This is a genomic window from Acinetobacter sp. AG1 (assembly GCF_001005525.1).
Taxonomy (GTDB): domain Bacteria; phylum Pseudomonadota; class Gammaproteobacteria; order Pseudomonadales; family Moraxellaceae; genus Acinetobacter; species Acinetobacter modestus.
Window position 1 is genome coordinate 93,921 of sequence record NZ_LBMZ01000120.1, and the last position, 22,468, is coordinate 116,388.

Annotated in this window: 21 protein-coding genes; 11 read left to right on the top strand and 10 right to left on the bottom strand. The window is 38.3% G+C overall.

The annotated features are described in order from the left end of the window. Positions 1-49: 49 nt before the first annotated feature. Positions 50-664 (bottom strand): carbonic anhydrase, encoded by a 615-nt coding sequence (locus AAV96_RS14140; RefSeq protein ID WP_046739769.1) that lies wholly within the window; start codon positions 662-664, stop codon positions 50-52. Between the two features lie 236 nt (positions 665-900). Between AAV96_RS14140 and AAV96_RS14145 the strand changes: the two genes are divergently transcribed. Next, complete coding sequence (locus AAV96_RS14145; RefSeq protein WP_046739770.1) at positions 901-1,914, top strand: alpha/beta fold hydrolase; 1,014 nt, start codon at positions 901-903, stop codon at positions 1,912-1,914. 23 nt (positions 1,915-1,937) lie between these two features. Further along, positions 1,938-2,948, top strand: coding sequence for a hypothetical protein (locus AAV96_RS14150; protein WP_046739771.1), 1,011 nt, complete (start codon positions 1,938-1,940; stop codon positions 2,946-2,948). 25 nt (positions 2,949-2,973) lie between these two features. Here AAV96_RS14150 and AAV96_RS14155 read toward each other — a convergent pair whose 3' ends face one another. Both AAV96_RS14155 and nfuA read right to left on the bottom strand, forming a co-directional pair. Beyond that, positions 2,974-5,241: a TonB-dependent siderophore receptor gene (locus AAV96_RS14155; RefSeq protein WP_046739772.1), complete on the bottom strand. Its 2,268-nt coding sequence runs from the start codon at positions 5,239-5,241 to the stop codon at positions 2,974-2,976. Between the two features lie 227 nt (positions 5,242-5,468). After that, positions 5,469-6,107 (bottom strand): Fe-S biogenesis protein NfuA, encoded by a 639-nt coding sequence (gene nfuA, locus AAV96_RS14160; RefSeq protein WP_046739773.1) that lies wholly within the window; start codon positions 6,105-6,107, stop codon positions 5,469-5,471. 154 nt (positions 6,108-6,261) lie between these two features. Between nfuA and AAV96_RS14165 the strand changes: the two genes are divergently transcribed. From AAV96_RS14165 to AAV96_RS14180, 5 genes are all read left to right on the top strand, one after another. Beyond that, positions 6,262-6,879: a rhomboid family intramembrane serine protease gene (locus AAV96_RS14165; protein WP_004663327.1), complete on the top strand. Its 618-nt coding sequence runs from the start codon at positions 6,262-6,264 to the stop codon at positions 6,877-6,879. A 132-nt stretch (positions 6,880-7,011) separates the two neighbouring features. Next, positions 7,012-8,691 (top strand): arylsulfatase, encoded by a 1,680-nt coding sequence (locus tag AAV96_RS14170; protein ID WP_046739774.1) that lies wholly within the window; start codon positions 7,012-7,014, stop codon positions 8,689-8,691. Next, positions 8,688-9,689 carry an SUMF1/EgtB/PvdO family nonheme iron enzyme gene (locus AAV96_RS14175; RefSeq protein ID WP_046739775.1) on the top strand — a complete coding sequence of 334 codons (1,002 nt, stop codon included), beginning with the start codon at positions 8,688-8,690 and terminating at the stop codon, positions 9,687-9,689. The genes AAV96_RS14170 and AAV96_RS14175 overlap by 4 nt, the downstream gene beginning before the upstream one ends. 95 nt (positions 9,690-9,784) lie before the next feature. Then, on the top strand, positions 9,785-9,946 hold the full coding sequence (locus tag AAV96_RS18305) for a hypothetical protein (protein ID WP_171249162.1): 162 nt from the start codon (positions 9,785-9,787) through the stop codon (positions 9,944-9,946). 202 nt (positions 9,947-10,148) lie between these two features. Further along, positions 10,149-11,276, top strand: coding sequence for a helix-turn-helix transcriptional regulator (locus AAV96_RS14180; RefSeq protein ID WP_046739776.1), 1,128 nt, complete (start codon positions 10,149-10,151; stop codon positions 11,274-11,276). A 20-nt stretch (positions 11,277-11,296) separates the two neighbouring features. On the opposite strand, the gene epmA is transcribed toward AAV96_RS14180, so the two are convergent. Both epmA and AAV96_RS14190 read right to left on the bottom strand, forming a co-directional pair. Continuing rightward, the gene (epmA, locus tag AAV96_RS14185) at positions 11,297-12,280 is read right to left on the bottom strand and encodes an EF-P lysine aminoacylase EpmA (protein WP_046739777.1); all 984 of its coding nucleotides are present in this window, start codon (positions 12,278-12,280) and stop codon (positions 11,297-11,299) included. Beyond that, positions 12,277-13,344: a 4-phosphoerythronate dehydrogenase gene (locus tag AAV96_RS14190; RefSeq protein ID WP_046739778.1), complete on the bottom strand. Its 1,068-nt coding sequence runs from the start codon at positions 13,342-13,344 to the stop codon at positions 12,277-12,279. Before AAV96_RS14190 ends, epmA begins: the two co-directional genes overlap by 4 nt. A 191-nt stretch (positions 13,345-13,535) precedes the next feature. Between AAV96_RS14190 and AAV96_RS14195 the strand changes: the two genes are divergently transcribed. Then, positions 13,536-13,910, top strand: coding sequence for a diacylglycerol kinase (locus tag AAV96_RS14195; RefSeq protein WP_046739779.1), 375 nt, complete (start codon positions 13,536-13,538; stop codon positions 13,908-13,910). Between the two features lie 61 nt (positions 13,911-13,971). On the opposite strand, the gene AAV96_RS14200 is transcribed toward AAV96_RS14195, so the two are convergent. From AAV96_RS14200 to AAV96_RS14220, 5 genes are all read right to left on the bottom strand, one after another. Continuing rightward, positions 13,972-14,709, bottom strand: coding sequence for an outer membrane beta-barrel protein (locus AAV96_RS14200; protein ID WP_046739780.1), 738 nt, complete (start codon positions 14,707-14,709; stop codon positions 13,972-13,974). Positions 14,710-14,862: 153 nt separating this feature from the next. Next, positions 14,863-16,497 carry a chaperonin GroEL gene (groL, locus tag AAV96_RS14205; RefSeq protein WP_004663351.1) on the bottom strand — a complete coding sequence of 545 codons (1,635 nt, stop codon included), beginning with the start codon at positions 16,495-16,497 and terminating at the stop codon, positions 14,863-14,865. Between the two features lie 60 nt (positions 16,498-16,557). Then, positions 16,558-16,848 (bottom strand): co-chaperone GroES, encoded by a 291-nt coding sequence (gene groES, locus AAV96_RS14210; RefSeq protein ID WP_005144860.1) that lies wholly within the window; start codon positions 16,846-16,848, stop codon positions 16,558-16,560. Between the two features lie 189 nt (positions 16,849-17,037). Further along, a complete protein-coding gene (locus AAV96_RS14215) occupies positions 17,038-17,793 on the bottom strand; it encodes a metallophosphoesterase family protein (RefSeq protein ID WP_046739781.1) in 756 nt (251 codons plus the stop codon). Continuing rightward, positions 17,774-18,712 (bottom strand): diacylglycerol/lipid kinase family protein, encoded by a 939-nt coding sequence (locus AAV96_RS14220; RefSeq protein ID WP_046739782.1) that lies wholly within the window; start codon positions 18,710-18,712, stop codon positions 17,774-17,776. The genes AAV96_RS14215 and AAV96_RS14220 overlap by 20 nt, the downstream gene beginning before the upstream one ends. Positions 18,713-19,107: 395 nt before the next feature. Between AAV96_RS14220 and AAV96_RS14225 the strand changes: the two genes are divergently transcribed. The 3 genes from AAV96_RS14225 (at position 19,108) to AAV96_RS14235 (ending at position 22,296) form a co-directional block, all read left to right on the top strand. After that, entirely contained in the window at positions 19,108-20,937 is a 1,830-nt protein-coding gene (locus AAV96_RS14225; RefSeq protein ID WP_046739783.1) for a phosphoenolpyruvate carboxykinase (GTP), read from the top strand. 466 nt (positions 20,938-21,403) lie between these two features. After that, the gene (locus AAV96_RS14230; protein ID WP_046739784.1) at positions 21,404-21,784 is read left to right on the top strand and encodes a tetratricopeptide repeat protein; all 381 of its coding nucleotides are present in this window, start codon (positions 21,404-21,406) and stop codon (positions 21,782-21,784) included. A 122-nt stretch (positions 21,785-21,906) separates the two neighbouring features. Continuing rightward, positions 21,907-22,296 (top strand): hypothetical protein, encoded by a 390-nt coding sequence (locus AAV96_RS14235; RefSeq protein WP_046739785.1) that lies wholly within the window; start codon positions 21,907-21,909, stop codon positions 22,294-22,296. Positions 22,297-22,468: the final 172 nt, after the last annotated feature.

The following is a 22,468-nucleotide window of genomic DNA, read 5'->3' on the forward strand; positions in this document are numbered from 1 at the left end:
CCGAGTTTTTTTCATTAACGGAACGATGAACATAGTTCCCTACAGCATTTTAAAAATCAAAGAATGTCACTTCACCTGTCTCAAGCGAGTATTCTGCGCCAACAACAATCATTTTGCCTTTTTCAATCAAACCCTCTAATACAGCTGAGCCATGACGTAGCTGATTCACCGAAGCAAATACATTTGACCGTACTGCATGCGCAGACAATTTTTTCAAATCATCCTTTAACTCAGTTTGCATTAAGATTTCAACAGATGGGCGTACACGATTTACGATTGACATCAAGTTTGAAGATGGCGCTTGATCAGGATGTTTAAGTGTATCAATCGTTGCTTGAATCGCACCGCAATGACTATGTCCTAATACAACAACCACAGCACAATCATAACGTTCAGCAGCAAATTCAACACTACCAACCTGAGAGGGTGCAACAATATTTCCAGCAACTCGGATAACAAACAAGTCACCTAACCCCTGATCAAATACCATTTCCGCAGGCACTCGAGAATCAGAACATCCTAAGACGATTGCAAAAGGATTTTGTTCACTTGCCATTTCAGCACGCTCTTGGTGAGTGAGCAATTTTTGCTGGGTCGTTTCCCCTTTAACAAAACGAGCATTACCAGATTTTAAACGTTCTAAGGCTTCTTGAGCGGTGAGCATGCGTACATCCATCTATGATTGACATGAAAAACTAGTTTAATGTGGGGATGCTAGATTGTCACTGACAAAAATAAAAACTCTCAGACAATTGAGTGTCCTGATATCAAGAAAAATAATGGAAAATTAATCATTTCATTGGCAAGAATTTCCATACATCTGTAGATTATGCAAATGACTCCACTCCAAACTTCTACAATAATCAATTGGTTTAAAAATAAATCAAGGATAGAACAATCATGACCAAAACACTGTTTTCAACACCATTCCGAAAAACGATCACTGCCACTTTGCTCTCATTCAGCTTAGCAACAATTGCTGTAAGTTCTACTCAAGCTGCTGAAATAGAAATGAGTTTCCAAAATGTATTACAACAAGAACGTGCTTGGGCTGGCTTACAGACCAAGACTTTAAAAGTAGGAGATATTAGCTGGTCATATAGTGAAGGTGGTCAAGCAGGAAAACCTATTGTTATTTTAATCCATGGTTTAGCAGGTAGTCGTGATAACTGGAATCGTGTCGCACATGCATTAACCGCAAATTACCATGTTATTATCCCTGACTTACCAGCGAGTGGCGAAACGCAAGTTCCTAAAGACTTTGATTATTCAGTTCCGAATGTGACTGAAAAATTACGTCGTTTTATCGAAGCCGCAAATTTGACTGGTCCAGCACATATTGCAGGTCACTCACTTGGTGGATCGATTGCAATGCTCTATGCAGGTCAATATCCTTTTGAAACGAAAAGCCTGTTCTTGGTCGATGCTGCTGGTGTCTACAAAGCGGCAACAACGCCTTATCTAAAAGATCCGAACCATGTGAAAAACATGATCGTCAGTAAAAAAGGCGACTTCAATTTCTTGATGCAACAGGCGATGTATGCTCCACCATTTATTCCAAAAGAAATTGCTCAAGCACAAGAAAAAATGATGATTGGTCAAGTTGAGCAAACTCAAAAAATGGTGGATCAAGTGATCGCACTCAATAAACTATTTACTCCAGATTCTTTTGCTCTGCTTGCAAAATCAATTGATGCACCCACCCTGATTTTATGGGGCAAGCAAGATAAAATTATTAATGTCGAAGTGGCACCTGAGTTAAAATCATTATTGAAAAATGCGCAAGCACCTGTGATTTTAGATAATGTGGGACATATGCCAATCTTGGAAGCAGATCAATTGGTGGTTCAACAATATCTACCTTTCTTGAGCAAAATCCAGACACAAAAGCCTGCAACTACACCATCTCCATAAGTTTAGTAAGAATTTGAGGTTTTATGTCTAAACATCCAATGATAGAACAGCTAATTGATGCACAACTTGATTTTTTAGATCAAGAGTTTTCACAATCAGAAACCATTCAATATGAGTTTAAGCAATTCTATCATTGGTTACGGTTGCAACAGCTACAACATATTTGGTCATTTGAACAGATTTTTAAACTGATCGAAAAGCAAATTCTAGCAACGCCCGCAAGTCCATTTCTAATTGAGCAAATTGCTGAGCATATTCGTTTTGCTTTGATTCATCCGCTGAACGATAGCACCACAATTGAAGAAGTTATTTCTGTATTGACCATCGACTCAATTGCACAATACGTCGCAGGAAAAGCTGGACATCGGCAACGTTTAATTAAAACTATCGTCAATAATCCAGCCTTTTCAGCGTTGATTACACAGCTTATACAACACTCAATCCAAGATTACTTAGATAATTCGGTCATGTCTAAACGCGTTCCTGGGGTAGGACATTTCATGAAAATGGGCAAATCCGTTTTAGAAACCGTTACGGATTCCAACCTAAATGAAACCATTGGTCATTATCTGCAAAAGAATATTTTAAAAATTAGCCAAATGAGTGAAAAAGTTTTGAATCAACATTTTAATGATGACAAGCTCTATCACTTCCAAGCAAATCTTTGGCATAAAATCAAACTGATGCCAGTTTCAGTATTACGAAACTACTTTGAAGTCCAAGACCTACCTAAAACCGTGGGATTAGGTCATGAAATTTGGGATCATATTCGCCAAACGCCTTACTTAAAACAGCAGGTTCATGATGGGGTCTATGCGTGGTACGCAAGAAACCAAGAGAGAACTTTCGATTTGTTACTGCGTGATCTAAATATTGATGAAGATTTAATTCAGAATGAATTAAATAATTTACTTACACCCATGCTACAGCAAGTGATTCAAACTGGGTATTTAAGACAACGTGCACGCGCACATCTAGAAAAATTTTATTACTCAGAACAAGTCAATGAAATACTAAAAAAACAAGGCACTTAAAGTGCCTTGTTTTATCGCCGTTTGCTTAGAATGAATATTTTAAACTTGCATAATAAGCCCGACCCGGTTCGTTGTATGTTTGACTGATTGAATTACTATCTCTTAAAATTTGTTTATCAAATAAATTACTTACACCAAGACGAGTGCTGAATTGACTGTTAAATTTATAGCCCATATTTAAACCGACTAAGCTATAACTTTTTACATCACTTGGCTTAATCGCACTACTTGTACCACCTGAACCCACACCTGCTTCAATCCTATTTTCTGCGAATTGACGTGATTTTTGACGACCATATTGAGTGTAAACAAAATTCACATCCAATTGATCCGTGATGTCATAATCGAAAATTGAGTTAATCGTATAGTTTGGAACAAGTGACAAAGGATTTCCTGTTTTCTTGTCCTTAGAGTCCATCATATAAGTGAAATTGTTGGTCCAGCGGATATTGCCATAATCTAGCCCTAAACTCCCTTCAAACCCTTGAATCAATGCCTCTGGTGTATTATCCCAACGAAGAATATTCCAAGTCGTTTGCGTAACGCCGCCATTTGCATTTGTACTTGAACCGTTCACAGTCCCAACAATGTCTGTTCCAGCAACAATCTTATTTTTATAATCATTTCTGAACCAAGCTAAGCTGGCATTCACAACATCTTTTTGGAATTGAATCCCAATTTCTTTGTTGATTGAAGTTTCTGGTTTTAAATCGCCATTACCTTGTAATAAGCAGCGCGAAGCAATATTTGCAGGACAACCATTACCATTGGTACTTAATAAATAACCTTCAGCATTTTGGTACATATTCGGGGCTTTATAGGCTTTGGCAATCCCCCCTTTCAAAGTAAAATGATCATTTAGTTTTTGCGTTATGTTTAAACTTGGGCTCCAGTTTGAGCCTGATTTACTGTGATCATCAAAACGTAAACCGACCACAACATCGGTCATATCTGTAACTTTGAAATTATCTTCAATATATGCCGATGCAATTCGTGATTCCATTTTACTACGATCACCTTTTGCAAGCTGATCGCCATAGCCAGCACCACTTTGATCCTTGCCTTGTGTTGTGGAAGTCTGATCAGTGAATTTATCTTCCACCCACTCGATACCCAACGTCATTGCTTGTGGCAGATAATATTCAAGTGGAATATTTAGCTCGCCATTTAATCTTAACGTGTCTAGTTTAGATGTAACACGATCATTTAAATTATTAATTTTTCCTTCAACACTTCCTGCTAAACCCTCTGGAAGTCTTTTATTACGCGTTTTATCGTACTGTGCAACGAATTTGCTTTTGCCCCAATCCCAATCTCCCTCATGAGTTAGCGCCAAGGTATCTCGATACATGGTATTGGTTTCTTTCCCGATAAGTTGAGAAAGAATTGGGTCGGTTTCTGCATTTGAATTTAATTGAGAGTCTCCAGAATAAATATTGCCTTGGCGACCAGAAGAAATATCAAGCAATACTGTTTGTTCATCAGTTGCTTGCCAAGCTAAGCGCCCAGCAATATCTTTATTTTTAACCCCTTCTCGACCAGCAGCCTGACTGCCAATTGATTTATTAATATCTACTGAATCTGCATCAGTTTTATTGTAATTACCATATAAACGATAAGATAAAATGTCTTTAATGATTGGGCCACTTAGATTGAAACTTGCTCGAGTAGAATCGCCTTCTTTGGAATCTTCAGGTTGATTGCTATATAGCTCAACGGAACCATGTGTATCATTCGTTACTTTCTTAGTAATAATATTGACTACACCACCTGCCGCTCCAGAACCATAACGAGCTGCTGCTGGACCTCGTAAAACCTCAATAGACTCGATTGCTTCTACTGGCACCCAATTTGAATCTCCCCGCGTATCACGCTCTCCTTTCCAACCATAGCGTACAGAGTTACGTGAGGAAACAGGCTTTCCATCAATCAAAATGAGTGTATTCTCAGGCCCCATACCACGAATATCAATTTGACGATTATTTCCACGCTGACCTGTTGCACTATTCCCTGTTAAATTAACGCCTGGCATACGACGAACGTATTCAGAAATATCATTACGTACTGGAATTTTTTCTAAATCTTCGGCAGTGATCTTAGAAACTCCGAGAGATTGTTTAATTTGTTCCTCTGCTGTTAGAACAATTGTCTCCAGTTTAACAACATCATTTTCATTTGACTTTTCAACCAATCCACTTTGATTAACTGTAGTTTCTGCTGCATATGCAAACGTCATCATGCCACTCAGAATTGAAGTCGCGAGTAATGTATGGCGTGCTATTTTATTAGACATATTCCCACCTAATTAAGATAAATCATAAGATTTGCTAAAAAACTACGCTAGATTCTAACAAAAAAACAATAAAACTCAATATAAATGATAATAATTATTATTTATATTTTCATTATTTTACTCAGCTCCTATATTCATGAACATAATGATTAAATAAAATTTGATTAAATAAACAATAAAAAAAGCCCTATTCAGGGCTTTTATAATGCAATAAATTTCAAGTTTTATTACTTGAAGTACGCACCTTCTGACTGAGAGTGATCAGTTTGGTCAACCACACGCTTTAATTCTGGGACATGCTGTTGTAAAGTCGTTTCAACACCTTGTTTAAGGGTAACATCAATTGCTGAGCAACCTTGGCAACCACCACCAAATTTTAACACAGCTGTAAGACCATGCTCAGGATCATCTTTCACTTCAACTAAACTACAATTACCGCCATGACCTTCTAAACCTGGATTGATCTCAGATTGTAAAATATAGGTAATTCGTTCTTCAATTGATGCATCTGGGCCAACACGTGGCACTTTCGAATTTGGTGCACGGAAAGTTAATTGACCACCAAAACGGTCTTTGTTGTAGTCAATGACAGCATCTAATAAATATGGAATGGATGGTGTATCAACATAAGCAGGAAAATCAGGATATTCCTGTTTGTAGTCTGTTGGTACTACTTCATCAGGTGCACTATATGCCATACAACATTCTGCACGCGGTGTACCTGGATGCTCTACAAAAACACGAACGCCAATCCCTGGAGTATTTTGCTTTGATAATAAATCACTTAAATACTCTTGCGCAGATGGAGTAATCAAAAGGTTGGGGATTTCTTCTGCAATGGCAGTGTTGGTGTTCTCAGTCGACATAACAATATTCCTCAAGCTGATGTCGTTATCTTAACCGAAGATGGAGTGTAATAAAAAAAAATCAACCATTTTTGTAGGAATTCTATGCAAGATCATTGTTTATTAAGTTTTTAATGGCATTATTGCTGAGACACTGATCAATTTTAAAACATTTATGTTACATCTACCCTTTAGTCATACTGTGACACTGATCATCATTACAGTTGCGATTTCCTTGTTAGCCTTCTCAAATCAAACGGTGATGAATCGTTTAATTTTTTGGCCACCTGCACTGCAACGTGGGCAGTATGACCGCTTTATCACACATGGTTTTGTTCATGCTGATGGTACTCATTTACTCTTTAACATGATCACGCTGTTCTTCTTTGGCAATATTATAGAAAGCTTTTATCGTCAGTTTTTTTATGACACAGGCTTTGTCTTATTTTATTTAGGTGGGTTAATTGCAGCAATTTTACCAAGCTATTTAAAACATCGACATGATATTCGTTGGGCAAGTTTAGGTGCGTCTGGTGCTGTTTCTGCAGTGTTATTTGCTTATATTCTGTTTCAACCATGGAAGCTCATTTTCGTTTTCTTTATTCCCGTTCCAGCCATTATTTTTGCCATTTTATATGTCGCTTATAGTATTTGGTCTGGCAAAAGAGGCAACACAAATATCAACCATAGCGCTCACTTATGGGGAGCAGCGTATGGTGTTGTCATGACAATTTTATTAGAACCTAAAGTGCTGCCACACTTTTTAAATCAACTTACTCAAATACCATTCTAATTTTTATCATACATGCCCCTTTTTTGGGGCTTTTCTTTTTTTAAGATTAATAATCAAATTTTAATTATTTTTATCATAAAAATCATCGCTCTAAACTCGCAATAATTCTTCTATAAAATTAAGTCGATTCTAATGTCTCATAATAGTCTCTTTAGCACACTTTCTATTGCATTATTTAGCTTATCAATTTCAGCGTGCAGCAATGATTCTGAGAATTCAAATACTGTGGTTGAAACCAAGAAGCAACCCAACATTTTATTCATCATGGCCGATGACTTAGGCTATTCAGACTTAGGTGCTTTTGGTGGGGAAATTCATACACCAAATATTGATGAACTGACCCGAGCAGGTCGTATTTTAACGGATTATCATACTGCCCCCACCTGCTCACCGACACGCTCACAATTGATTTCGGGGACTGACCATCATCTAGCGGGAATTGGTGCGATGGCTGAACTCACACCTAAGCATCTAAAAGGTCAACCCGGTTATGAGGGCTATTTGAATGAGCGTTCTCTCTCTATTGCAGAAGTATTGAAAGACAATGGCTACCGAACCTATATCAGTGGTAAATGGCACTTAGGCTTGACCGATGCAACCAATGCACATGCTAAAGGATTCGATCACTCATTTACATTATTGCAAGGCTTAGACCTACATTTCAAACAAGCACCGAGTACCTATAAGCGTGAAGCCACTTATACCGAAGATGGTAAGCAAATTCCGATTTCATCCTTACCCGATGATTTCTTCTCTACCAATTACTTCACAGACAAATTGATCAGTTATATCGAGTCAGGTAAAAACTCAGGCAAGCCATTCTTTGCCTATGCTGCTTACACCGCACCGCATTGGCCTTTACAAGCACCCGCTGAATATCGTGACCGTTATCGCGGTGTTTATGATGCAGGCTATGATGTGATTCGTGATGCGCGAATTGCCCGTCAAAAACAGCTTGGCTTAATTCCAGCGAATTTTACTGCGGCTGAACCAATTGCCACACAAAATGCACCACAGAAATACGGTAAGTGGAATGAACTTTCAACCGAGCAAAAAGCGCTTGAAGCACGTAGAATGGAAATCTACGCAGGTATGGTTGAAAATTTAGATGCCAATATTGGTCGAGTGATTCAGTATTTAAAACGTAATAACTTATATGACAACACTTTAATCTTCTTCGTTTCAGATAATGGCGCGGAAGGCTTTATTCGTCGCAGTTATGGTGCCGAATCTGGTTTTGATAACAGTGTGAATAACGTAGGTACATCAGGCTCTTATCACTATGTTGGACCACGTTGGGCGGAAGTCAGCGCTGCACCATTCCATCTATGGAAAGATACTGCGGGTGAAGGTGCAACCACCGCACCTGCAATCGTGAAACTACCCTACCAAACCAAGGCTCAAGCCACGCATCATGGTTTTGCCTCAGTCTTGGATGTGTTCCCAACCGTGCTCGACTACGCAAATATTGCCGTCCCACAAGGTCAATACAAAGGCCGTCAAATCAATACGCCAAGTGGCTACTCATGGAAACCGCTACTCGAAAATAAAGCTCAAGCCACTCGCCCAGTCAACTTTAGCTTTGCCGATGAATTACATGGCAGTAAATATGTCCGTCAAGGGGACTGGAAAATTGCATTACAAGGCACTTCTGAATTAGGCACAGGAACTTGGGAACTATACAACTTGAAAAATGATCGAGGTGAAACGCAAAACCTTGCTCAGGATAATCCAGCCAAGTTACAAGAACTGGTGAATGTCTATAACCAATACACCCAACAAAATGGTGTTAAGGAATATTTCCTTAAATGAAGTGGATTATCTTTTTAGTTTCACTCAGCAGCCTGTCCCTTGTGACAGGCTGTAGCAAAGTTAAGCCTACCACCACTCACTCACATGCACAAAACAGCACCGAGGCTCAATTGGGCTCATTACAGCAATGCCAACAGTATTCAGGTTTACCTGTGGCATGGCAAAAGAGTCAAACGGCTGGAATGGTCTGGATTCCTGAAGGTTCATTTCAATTGGGATCAAATTTGGCCTACCCTGATGAGCTGAATTTTGGAAAATCTCAACGTCAGGTCAAAGGGTTTTGGATCGATCAAACCGAAGTCACAGTGGCTCAGTTTTCCAGTTTCATCAAAGCGACAGGCTATATCACTGATGCTGAAAAACAAAAGCAGACGGCAGTATTTTCGCCTGATGTAAATAACCCCAAACAATGGTGGCAACTGAAAGCAGATTACACTTGGAAAACGCCAAATGGTACAACAGGTCGAGCCCCTCTTGCCTCTGAGCCAGTTCGCTATGTCACTAAAAATGATGCCGAGCACTATGCCGTTTGGTTGGGTCGGGATTTACCTACAGAGCAAGAATGGGAATATGCCGCCAAAGCAGGTTCGAAAAGCGATACTCCTTTACACCAAGCGCCACAAGATGCTCATCAACACCCACAAGCGAATTATTGGCAAGGTGAGTTTCCTTTCCAGAATAGCGTTGAGGACCATTTCCAAAGCGTGGCGCCTGTCGGCTGTTACCCTTCAAATGCTTTTAAGTTATTCGATATGATTGGCAATGTCTGGGAATGGACCTCTTCTGCTTATCACGGCGCACATGATCAACACATGGGTAATTATGCAGAACTGCGTCAACAAAACAGCACCGCAACGCAATATGTACTCAAAGGCGGTTCTTTTCTATGTGCCTCCAACTTTTGCGCCCGTTATCGAAACAGTAGTCGTTATCCACAAGAGTTTGATTTGGCAGCAACCCATGTGGGATTTAGAACTATTTTACGTACAGTCGAATGATACAAATCTCTATTAAAAACATGCGTCATTACGCTAGTAGAAAAGTTTGGATCAATTTAAAGTAAATAAGAAGGCAATAAAAATAGGATGTAATGATGAAAATAATACTGCTTTGCTTCAGTACTTTAATTACATTTAGCTTATCTGCCTGTGCCGTACATACTCCTCATGGCAGTGTGATTGTTGATCCAGACAACCACCATGATAGTCATGGTGATTTTTGTCCTCCAGGACAGGCTAAAAAAGGGCGTTGTTAAATTCAATCTCGCCTAGGCTTTAATAAGGCTTAGGCATTTTTTATCAAATGATAAAGTTCGTTCAATTTTTTTCTTTCAAACGATTAATCTCATCAAATTGTATAAATAAAACTAGAATATATTTCAGTTACTGATTTCATTTAATTAAAACCCATATAAACTACATGGAAATGTATTCTATTTATTTTAATGAGATTTTTGAATGGATCTAAGCCAACAAAGCACTGTCATGGAAATCTTAAATAAGGTGCAGCATGCTGATGATTGGATTATTTTATTAGAACAACTGAATCAACATTTTAATCTTCAAGCCTCTCAACTACTCGCAGTTGATCTTGAAGTACAAGCGCTATCTTTTAGTGTTCATCATGGCGTTGATTTTGATGAACATCAACTTGAACAAGCCGCACTGAAACAAATTCGTTTAGATATAGATGATGATCCTCGCTTAAACAAAATGTTATTGGCTCCAATGCAAGGTTGGATGCATTGTTTTCAACATTTCGCAGAAGATGAAATTATTCAAACTCAAGTCTATCAACAAGTTTTAGAACCTCTAAATTTACGTTTTTGTTCAGCAATACAAATTCTTTATGATCATAAAGTTTGTATCATGCTTTCATTTTTGACTAGCCCTGAACGAGGTGCTTTGAGTTGTTCTGAATTACAACCGATTTATGAATTATTACCGATACTAAAGCAGAAAATTCAACAATATCGACATCATTTTGAATACTCGACAATGACCTTACTCGGTTCACAATTAATTCAAAAAATGAATCAGCCAATTGCGATTATTAATTTGAATGGCGATATTCTTGAATTGAATACAGAAGCAAAACAGCTATTGGAAAATAGTAAATTGATCCAAATCAAACAACGTCGTTTTGCATTCAATGAAAGTAGCCAACAACAATTCGAGTTAAACCTGATTGAGCTAGAACGCCAACATAAGCGCCATCATGACTTAAGCTACGCTGAACGTAGTAAAATTATGATGGTTGATGATCATTTATTCTTAACACTGGATTTATTAAGTCCAGAAAAAACACACAAGATTTTTGGTCTACGTCCAGTTTTACTCGCCACATTTTCTGGTTTAAAACATAAACCTAAATATCAACGAGAAATATGTACTCAACTTTTTATGTTCACACCTGTAGAACACAAAATATGTGAGCAATTACTTGAGGGTAAAACCACCAAAGAAATTGCTCTCTCACACGATATTCAGGCTGATACTGTCAAAAAACATCTACAAGCGATTTTCAAGAAAACCAAAACACATCGACAAAGTGAGTTAATTCAATTATTGATGCAGTTTTTATAAGCGTGTAAAGATCAAAGTTTCTAAGCAATCTCCGCTGGGAAAGTAATCACTTGATCAATTTTCATCTTATTCATCGCAACCATCAGTAAACGATCAATTCCAAGTGCAATTCCTGAACACTCTGGCATGTGTGGTAAAGCTGCTAACAAATGTTGATCTGTTGGAATGACGGGTAATCCTTGTTGAGCACGTTCGATATTATCGGCGTCAAAACGTTCAGCTAAAACTTTAGCATCTAAAAGCTCATCATAGGCATTGGCAAGCTCTAAACCCTCAATATATACCTCGAAGCGTGCTGCGACTAATTCACCATCCTCATCTGTTTTTACCTTAGCCAACGATGCCATTTCAGGCGGAAAATCAGTTAAAAATACAGGTGCATCAAAGCCTAAACTTGGTTCAACGAAATGCGAAAACAATAAATCTATATAACCCAAGCGATCATTTCCTAAATCAAGATTGAGTCCTACACGATTCGCAGTTTCTTTAAGTTGCTTTAAAGTCGCTTGTAAAGGATTAATATCTAAACGATCTTGGAAAGCATGCTTATAACTCAAAATATACGGACGGACTTCACCAAAACGATGCGCCAAACACACTTCTAGTAAATCTGCTGTTTCATGCATTAAACCTTTTAAATCTAAATCAGGTCGATACCATTCTAGCATGGTAAATTCGCTATTATGCTTACGCCCATGCTCATCATCACGGAATACTTTACAGATTTGATAAATTGCTCCGCTACCACTGGCCAATAAACGTTTCATTGGAAATTCAGGTGAAGTCTGTAAGTATTGAGTATTTAATTTGCCATGAATATGACGTTGTACTTGTACAGATGCCAAATGAACATCGGTTACAGCAGCTTGAGACAAAACAGGCGTTTCAACCTCTAATACCTTACGCTCCACAAAAAACTGACGAATCTTTTGATACATCTCTGCACGTGCTTTTAATGCCTCAATAGAACAAGTCGGTTGATAGGATTTCATATCTTGGCTCATGCTTTTGGTCCACCGTGTGCCGCCCATTCACGGCGTAAAGGATAGTTTTTACGAAGTAAATCAAATGCTTTTTGTTCAACTTTAGCATTTTGAACATAAGCTCTTAATTGTTTGTCATCTTCAGCAATATCGTAAATTTGTGACAGATGCTGCTTAAGCGCAGCTTTTAAATCCTGCTGCCCAAAATATTGTTCTACCTGAGGCAATTGACTCTCAAAACGCTTTGAGGCTTCATAAGAAAATTTATCGCAAAATGCCTCATAAATCATCTGCGTTCCTCTCGCTTTGCCTTCAAGGCTATACCCTGCAATATGTGGGGTTGCTAAAGCCAATAAATCCAGCAATTGCGCTGGAATCTCTGGTTCAAACTCAAAGACATCCAAGACAACTTTACGATTATTTTTTTTAATATCGTCCATCAATGCAGATTGTTGAATCACTGGGCCACGCGCACTATTAATCAAAATTGCGGATGCTTTCATTGCAGCAAACGTAGCATCATTGAACAAGTGTTGTGTTGGATAATCACCAGCTAAGGTTAAAGGAACATGAATTGAAATCGCATCTGCCCGTTTTAATAACTCATGAAATGAAACATTTTCAATATGACTTAATTGCACATAAGGGTCATAGCCAATCACATTCCAGCCCAACAATTGAGCCATCACTGCGAGTCGACTCCCTACATTGCCTAAGCCAACAATTGCTAATGTAAAAGCTTTCTCTTGTTCTAATAAGTCGATATTCAAATGTAATAAAGCAGTAATCACATATTCAGCAACGGCTTGCGCATTGCAGCCCGCAGCATTACTCCATGCAATATGCTGCTGTTCCAAAGCTTGAATATCTAGATGATCTGTACCAATTGTCGCACTACCCACAAATTGAATCTTGGTCTGATCAATTAAGGCATGATTCACTTTAGTCACGGAGCGAACTAAAAGTGCATCGGCATCTTGAACATCGTTATGAGTCAAGGTGCGCCCTGCTTTATGCTGTATTTCAGCAAAATCTGCAAAAAAATAATCGGTAAATGCCAAATTTTCATCTGCGACAATTTTCATGCAATACTTTCCATCGATTTGTATGTGCTTATTATCCTTAGCGCAAAGTAAATTGACAAATCAAATCTGAATGTTCCAATTAAAATGGCGAGAAACACTACATTTTTAATGCAATCATGCGACTTATTGCCAATCCTCTGTCTTATTTTTAATTTTATAATAGTAGTGTTTTCTTCATAAGCAGTTTTATTATGACGCCTTACTCTCCCTATAAAGGCAAAAGTGGTATCAAACGTATTTTTAATGCAACAGGCTATTCCCTTGCAGGGTTTAAAGCTGCATTTAGCCACGAAGCCGCTTTTAGACAAGTCCTTTTGCTTAATTTAATTTTGATCCCAATCAGTTTTTTTGTTCATGTATCAGCATTCGAACAAGCACTCATGGTTGCTGTTTGCTTACTCGCAATCATTGTTGAATTATTTAATTCTGCGATTGAAGCTGTAGTTGATCGTATTTCTTTGGAAAAACATCAACTTTCTAAAAATGCTAAAGATATGGGCAGTGCTGCTCAATTTGTTTCTCTTGCGATTATCTTTTGTACGTGGATGATTATTTTACTTAAATAACCATGATCAGAGAGAATTTATCATATGTCGATTTATTCTCTCATTTACCATCAAGTTGACCTTAAAAAGCAAGACCAATTCCGACTACTGGCCCCTGTTGCACAGTATCCCATTTAAAGGCACCATCTTTGTAATCTTGTGATACGTAACGATAACCCACTCTAAAGTTGATCGGAGTGGTCCATATATTTTGACGATAACCTAAATATGCTTGTGCAATTTGGGTCTGCTCAATCCCATACGTATATTGTGCGGCTAAATTCCAAGACGAATCCGTATTATATTTTATCCGTACCCCACCAAAATACTCAGCCCAACTTTTTCCAACTGAAACTTGCGTACCTAAAGCAGATAATTCTGCTTCTAAATCTGTATAATTAAAACCTAAGGTCGGTTCGATAACTAAACCTTTTGCATCAGCAAATTGTTCATAAGCTCGATAATAAATACCTAAATTACTTAAATTCACTTTGGTGGATAATGCAACAGGAAAAAGGAGTACATCTTTTTTTTCCTCAGTTTTTACATATTGAATATCTGAAAAAACACCCCATTTACCTTTATTTATTTCAAAATGCCCCATCAACGCTTTGTCTAGAGCTTCAAGCGTATCTTTAAATGGTTGATCAACTTGATAATTCAATCCTTGATAGCCAACTACTCCATCAATATCTGCTGCAAAGCCATAAATATTGATAAAGAATTTAGTCTCCCCATTCAATGAATCTTTAATACTTTCAGCATAAGCTGGACAGCTCAAGAAACCACAACCGATCAAGAAATAAAAGAATTTATTCATTTATAGCTCCAATAATTTGTTTTCTATTCAATTCTTAGTTTTATAAATATCAATCAGATTATTAATAACCTGTTAATTAGACTTTTTCTATTCAACAAACGTAAAAAATCCCTGCATTAGCAGGGATTTTTTTAATCTAGGAAGAAGATGTAATTACATCATTCCGCCCATTCCACCCATACCGCCCATATCTGGACCAGCTGGTTTGTCTTCTGGAATGTCAGTAATCATGCATTCAGTTGTCAACATTAAACCAGCAACAGAAGCTGCGTGCTCAAGTGCAGAACGCGTTACTTTAGCAGGATCAAGAATACCCATTTCCAACATATCGCCATATTCACCAGTTGCAGCGTTATAGCCGAAGTTACCTTCACCCGCTTTAACTGCATTGATTACAACTGATGGCTCATCACCAGCATTCGAAACGATTTGACGAAGTGGCGCTTCAATCGCACGGCGTAAAATGTTGATACCCGCAGTTTGATCTTCGTTTGCACCTTTTAAGCCATCCAATACGTTTACAGCACGTACCAGTGCAACACCACCACCTGCTACAACACCTTCTTCAACTGCTGCACGAGTTGCATGAAGAGCATCGTCTACACGATCTTTCTTCTCTTTCATTTCAACTTCAGTTGCTGCACCAATTTTGATGACTGCAACACCGCCCGCTAATTTAGCAACGCGTTCTTGAAGTTTTTCTTTGTCGTATTCAGAAGTAGATTCTTCGATTTGCGCACGGATCTGTTGAACACGTTCAGCGATTTGTGCAGCATTACCCGCACCATCAACAATTACAGTGTTTTCTTTAGATACAGTAATTTTGTGTGCAGTACCCAAATCTTGAAGAGAAGCTTGCTCTAAAGACATGCCGACTTCTTCAGAAATAACAGTCGCGCCAGTCAAGATCGCGATGTCTTGAAGCATTGCTTTACGACGGTCACCAAAACCAGGGGCTTTAACCGCACATACTTTGATAATACCGCGCATGTTGTTCACAACAAGTGTAGCAAGCGCTTCGCCTTCAACATCTTCAGCGATGATAAGAAGTGGTTTACCTGTTTTAGCAACAGCTTCTAATACAGTAATCAATTCACGGATATTACTGATTTTTTTATCAACAAGAAGAATGAACGGATTTTCAAGTTCAGCAGTTAAAGTATCTTGCTTGTTCGCGAAGTATGGAGAGATATAACCACGGTCGAACTGCATACCTTCTACAACGTCTAAAGCGTCTTCGAAGCCAGAACCTTCTTCTACAGTGATAACACCTTCTTTACCTACTTTTTCCATTGCTTGCGCAATCAACTTACCAACAGTTGTATCAGAGTTTGCAGAGATTGAACCCACTTGTTCAATTGCTTTGAAATCATCAGCAGGTTTTGCATTGGTACGGATATTTTCAACAACAGTTTTCACTGCGATGTCGATACCGCGTTTTAAATCCATTGGGTTCATACCTGCAGTTACAGATTTGATCCCTTCATTTAAAATTGCTTGAGCAAGTACAGTTGCAGTTGTTGTACCGTCACCCGCGATGTCATTGGTTTTAGAAGAAACTTCACGAACAAGTTGAGCGCCCATGTTTTCAAACTTGTCTTTTAAAGAAATTTCTTTCGCAACTGTTACACCATCTTTAGTGATGTGTGGTGCACCGAAAGAACGGTCGATCACAACATTACGGCCTTTAGGACCTAAAGTTACTTTTACTGCATCTGCAAGCACGTTAACGCCTGCGATCATTTTTGAGCGAGCTGAATCACCAAATTTTACGTCTTTAGCTGACATGTTAAACTCCGAATCTTTTTAAATACTGAATCTGAAAATAAATTTGAGTTATGTGTCGAGTTAGCCTTCAAGCACAGCTAAGATGTCCGACTCTTTCATGATTAAGAGTTCTTCACCACTTACTTTTACTGTTGTACCTGCATAAGTACCGAACAATACTTTGTCACCAACTTTAACGTCTAAAGCACGAACGCCATTGTCAGTAATCTGACCATTACCTACTGCAATGATTTCACCTTGAGAAGGTTTCTCAGCAGCAGAACCTGGAAGTAAAATACCACCAGCCGTTTTAGTTTCTTCTTCTACGCGACGAATCACAACACGATCATGTAATGGACGAATGTTGCTCATATTTAACTCCATCAGACTTAGTCTTATTGATTAATGTGTGTCGCCAATTCATGGCAACACATATAAAATTTTGATATGCCACTTTTGTGGGGTTAAAAAAAATGGCTTCAAGGGGGAAATTAAAAAAAAATCTATTTAAAGATGTTTTTTTCAACACAATCACATGATCTTGCCGAATTAAGCACCATTTCATGATCGAAGAAAGATTTTCTGTTTTTCATCAAACCAATAATGCTCAATTGTTCCGTCATCTAAAATCACGTTAAAACTATTTGAGAACCCAAAACGCAAACGATTTGAAGTTGCTGTTCCAGCATGAATATCTAAAATAGGATGGTTAAATCCCAATTGAAAAATTTGATTTAAATCATGAACTGCAACTTTGTGTAGATGCCCATGTAATAAACCAAACAACCCTGTCTCACCCCAACGTTCTAATGCAATTTTAGCAAGCACAGGACAATCTTTATCTCCATGTTCATTTGGGAAGGTATAAAAAGGCTGATGGAAAGTGACCAATTTTATTTTATTTGTGGGTGCATTTTTTAGCTTGGTGTCCGTTTCATGAATTTGCTCAAGGGAAATATGCCCTCGGGTATGATATCTCCGACGAATACTATTCATGCCAACAATATAAAAATGCTCAGTTTCTAAAGTTGACTCTAAACGGCCAAAAAATGCTTGGTAACGTACAAATGGAGAGAAGAAGCGATTCCAGACATGATAAAGCGGAATATCATGATTACCAGGGACAACAAGATATGGGATATGTAAAGAATCTAAAAACTGACGGCAATCATAAAATTGCTTAAAACGCGCACGCTGGGTTAAATCACCACTGATTATAATTGCCTCTGGGCGTTTTTGTTGGCAAAACAGTTGTATCGCTTGAATACATTCTTCACGCTCAGTACCAAAATGTAGATCAGATAGGTGTAACAACATTTGGAACCATCACTTTCAAGGCTGATTTTTTTACTGAGAACGTTAAAGGTGGTTGCATATCCACTAATTCCCCATCGACTGCAACAGTAAGTTTGGCCTTTTTACAGTCAACCTGTATTTGTTCGGCACAGAAAGAATAGACGTCCGATGCTTGATCGATTTCCCCTTGAACAAGTTTCCATAACATTTTTAATAAACTGATTCGGTCACTTTTAGCAACAACAACTCCAGCTAACTTGCCTTTTGCAGCACATTCGGCAACTCTTAATTTCATATCCTCTAATTGCAACTGATTATTACCAAAGAATATTAACGGAGTAGCTACAGGATATTTTTTCCCATCCACTGTGAGTGCGAGTTTTAATGATTTATGTTCACGCAATAACACATCTAACGCCGAAGTATAGGCATGTAGAGGAAAGCGCCCTAAATACTGGTTATAAAGTTCACGCTTCTTAATGAATAAAGGATACAAACCTAAACTGGCATTGTTCAAATAAATTTGATCATTAATCGTTGCAACATGAACTTCGCGTGGTTGACCCACTGCGATTATTTCTGCTGCTAGAGCCACATCAATCGGAATATCTAAAGCACGTGCAACATAATTAAACGTACCTAAGGGCATTATTCCCATTGGAATATTGGTATGCATTAACTTTTTTGCTACGGCATTTAATGTACCGTCACCACCTGCAGCAACAACTACCCCACGCGCATGTTCCTGTTGATGTCGAGATAAAACATTACTCATCATTTCATCAAAATTAATGTGCGGATTTAATTCAAAAACCTGAATTTCAAATCCTTTCTGACTCCAAAAAGCCATAAGAGCTTCATACTGGTCTTCTTGCTGTGCTGCATGAAAGCCAGATTTTTGATTGTAAATTATGGACAAGGGCCGTAAATTCTGAGTCATACATAACAGCCTTAAAGATAAATCACCAGTATTTTTGTTTATAAAATCAACAATTAAAAGTTTGTTTATGTAAATTTTGGATGAGCATTATTCAATTTATCAATAATAATTCTCAAAAAAATAAACAAACCTATCCAATTGTTTTTAATAGTAATTTAAAATAAAAATAATACACATAAAAAAATTACATATAGGACTAAAAAATAATCAATTTACGTAAAAACAATATGTTACCCATAAATATACACTTTTAGATTAATACTCTATCAAACACGGTAGTCTTATTTTTTTTACGATTTTATGCTTTAATACAGCCACTTTTTTTACTTCATCTATTTTCATTGTCATCCAATGAATAGAATTGTACGTCGTACACACTTTAAAAAGGCATCACCATGACCCAAGTGAACGCACCAGAATTCGTTCGTCACCCTAAGCTTATTGCATGGGTGGAAGAAATTGCAAAATTAACCAAACCAGCAAAAATCGAATGGTGTGACGGAAGCGCGGAAGAATATCAACGTCTGATCGACTTGATGATCGCTAACGGCACCATGCAACAACTTAACCAAGAAAAACATCCTGGTTCTTATCTTGCAAATTCTGACCCTTCTGATGTTGCTCGTGTTGAAGATCGCACATATATCTGCTCTGAAAATCAAGAAGATGCTGGTGCAACAAACAACTGGGTTGCGCCTGCTGAAATGCGTGCGAAATTAAACTGCTTATTTGATGGCGCAATGGAAGGTCGTACCATGTACGTAGTTCCTTTCTCTATGGGTCCTTTAGGAAGCCATATTGCACACATCGGTATCGAATTAACAGATTCACCTTACGTTGCTGTCAGCATGACAAAAATGGCGCGTATGGGTAAAGCAGTTTATGACGTATTAGGTACAGATGGTGAGTTTATCCCATGTGTTCATACGGTTGCTGCTCCATTGAAAGATGGTCAAAAAGATGTCGCTTGGCCATGTAACAATGAAAAATACATTGTTCATTACCCAGAAACTCGTGAAATCTGGTCTTACGGTTCTGGTTATGGTGGTAATGCTTTACTTGGTAAAAAATGCCTAGCTTTACGTATTGCTTCTGCAATGGGTCGTGAGCAAGGTTGGTTAGCTGAGCACATGCTTATTTTAGGCGTAACCAATCCACAAGGCGAGAAACACTACATCGCTGCGGCATTCCCTTCTGCGTGTGGTAAAACGAACTTTGCCATGTTGATTCCACCAGCAGGTTATGAAGGTTGGAAGATTGAAACTGTAGGTGACGATATTGCTTGGATCAAACCAGGTGAAGATGGTCGTTTATATGCAATCAATCCAGAAGCGGGTTTCTTCGGTGTTGCACCTGGTACAAATACCAAAACCAACCCGAACTGTATGGCTACGTTAACTAAAGATGTTATCTATACGAACGTTGCTGTAACAGATAACGGTGAAATTTGGTGGGAAGGTCTTTCTAAAGAAGTTCCAGCAAACTTAACCAACTGGAAAGGTCAGCCTCACGTTGAAGGTGAAAAAGCGGCTCATCCAAATGCTCGCTTTACGGTTTCAGCTGGTCAATGCCCTTCTATCGATGCTGACTGGGAAAATCCAGCAGGTGTACCAATCTCTGCATTCATCTTTGGTGGTCGTCGTGCAGATACAGTACCTTTGGTATCTGAAGCTTTTGACTGGGTTGATGGCGTTTATAAAGCTGCAACAATGGGTTCAGAAACAACTGCTGCTGCTGTTGGTCAACAAGGTATTGTTCGCCGTGACCCATTTGCAATGCTTCCTTTCGCTGGTTATAACATGGCTGATTATTTCGGTCACTGGTTACAACTTGGTCAAGAAGTTGGTGCAAAAGCAGAAGTTGCTGGTAACAAATTACCAAAAATCTTCAATGTAAACTGGTTCCGTCGCGATGCTGAAGGCAACTTCGTATGGCCTGGTTTCGGTCAAAACATGCGTGTTCTTGAGTGGATCATTGATCGTTGTGAAGGTCGTGCTGAAGCGACTGAGACCCCAATCGGTTATGTTCCAACTTACGAACAGTTGAACTGGACTGGTATTGATTTCTCTAAAGAGCAATTCAACACTGTTACAGCTCAAGATAAAGATCAATGGATCAAAGAACTTGAAAGCCATACTGAGTTATTCACTAAACTTGGTGATCGCTTACCGCAAGCACTTAAAGATCGTCAAAATGAATTATTAGCAGCTGTTAAATCTGCTTAATCACTCTAGTTTCCCTCTTGATTAAAGAGGGATTCAGGGAAATTTGAAAAGGTCGCTTCGGCGGCCTTTTTATTTGGTGGATTCCGTAACGATGCACAACACATTTTTAGGTAGTTGAGAAAGCAATAGTTCTACCCCAACCAAAGAAACACCATAAACCATCAAAGTGGTGACACGTCGAAAATCGAAGATTTTGTTTTCATCATGACTAGAGATATCTTAAATAACAGACCTGCCCAACCCTATAACTAATATGCTTATAACGGATATACCGTCTAACTAAATCAAGTAATTTAGGCTATTGATCTGATATTTTATTATCCTTGTTATTTTTATTATTTGTTGATAATTTTAAGTTCAAATAAATCAATTATTTTAATTCCATTTTAATCAATCAGGTATCTTATGCAGCAGAATTTGGAATCTTATGTGTCACTTCTACCGCATAAGAGCAGTTAGGTTCGCTATGGAGACTGAAGATATCAATCATCAGTATTACAACGAGGGCGATAAGCTCTTCAAGGCTGGCCGATTTAATGAAGCCAGTAAATGCTTTCACCTTGCTCTTGAGCACTGGACAGAGGACTGGCAAGCCCTAATGGCTCTTGGCAACTGTTACTCGGAAATGCATAAACATCTTAAGGCTGAAGCCAGCTTCCGCAACGCACTAGATTACTGCCCTGAAAAGGAAAGGCCCGCCATACTCTTTAATCTCGGTAATGCGTTGTATGATCTTCAGAAATTCGTGGAAGCTGTAGAAGTCTATGCTCAAATCCCAAGTAGTCACGCTATCTTTGAGCTAGCTTCAAAAAATGCAATGCTGGCCAAGTCTCGGCTCTATCCGTAAATACAACTTGTGCTTCAGCCACTTACAGAGCATTTTATGGTTCTTGGCTACATCTCAGATATTGTTTTACTGTGGGGCATTACCCTTTAAGCATTAGTTAGAAATAAATTGGCACAATTATAATGAGTAATAATTTCGATATTTGGATTGTAATATCATATTCATGGACAGAGATTGGACTTGAAGAACAAGAGTTCGCTAAGTATGCTGAAAAAATAATAGCGAATCATCAGACATGGGAAGATGTTAATTCAATAATTATTAAAGATGTATGTGCTTCGTTTGCATTTGAATCATTTCTTTTATTCCCATGTATGCTATGGTTTTTAATGCCGGATTGGGAATATGACAATGATTATTTAAAAAATAGGATGAAAAGTTGGTATGCAAAACCATATTGGACTCATTTTATGAATCCACTAAGAGTTCTAGGGTTCCCTTTAGCACTAATATTTTCTAATGGTGTCAGAAAGAAATTAAAACACGAATACCAAAAAATAATACTTAAATAAAAATATGCGTTGAAAATATTTTCAACTCAACGCTCAAGTGGGATAGTACCCTGCACGTTTTCAGTATATTTTTTGATGGTTCAAAGGTCAGTCTCAGATTTTGATTCTGAAGCTTATGATAGGTGCGTTTAGTTTCAACCTAGAAGTACAGCAATGGCATAACCAACGACTG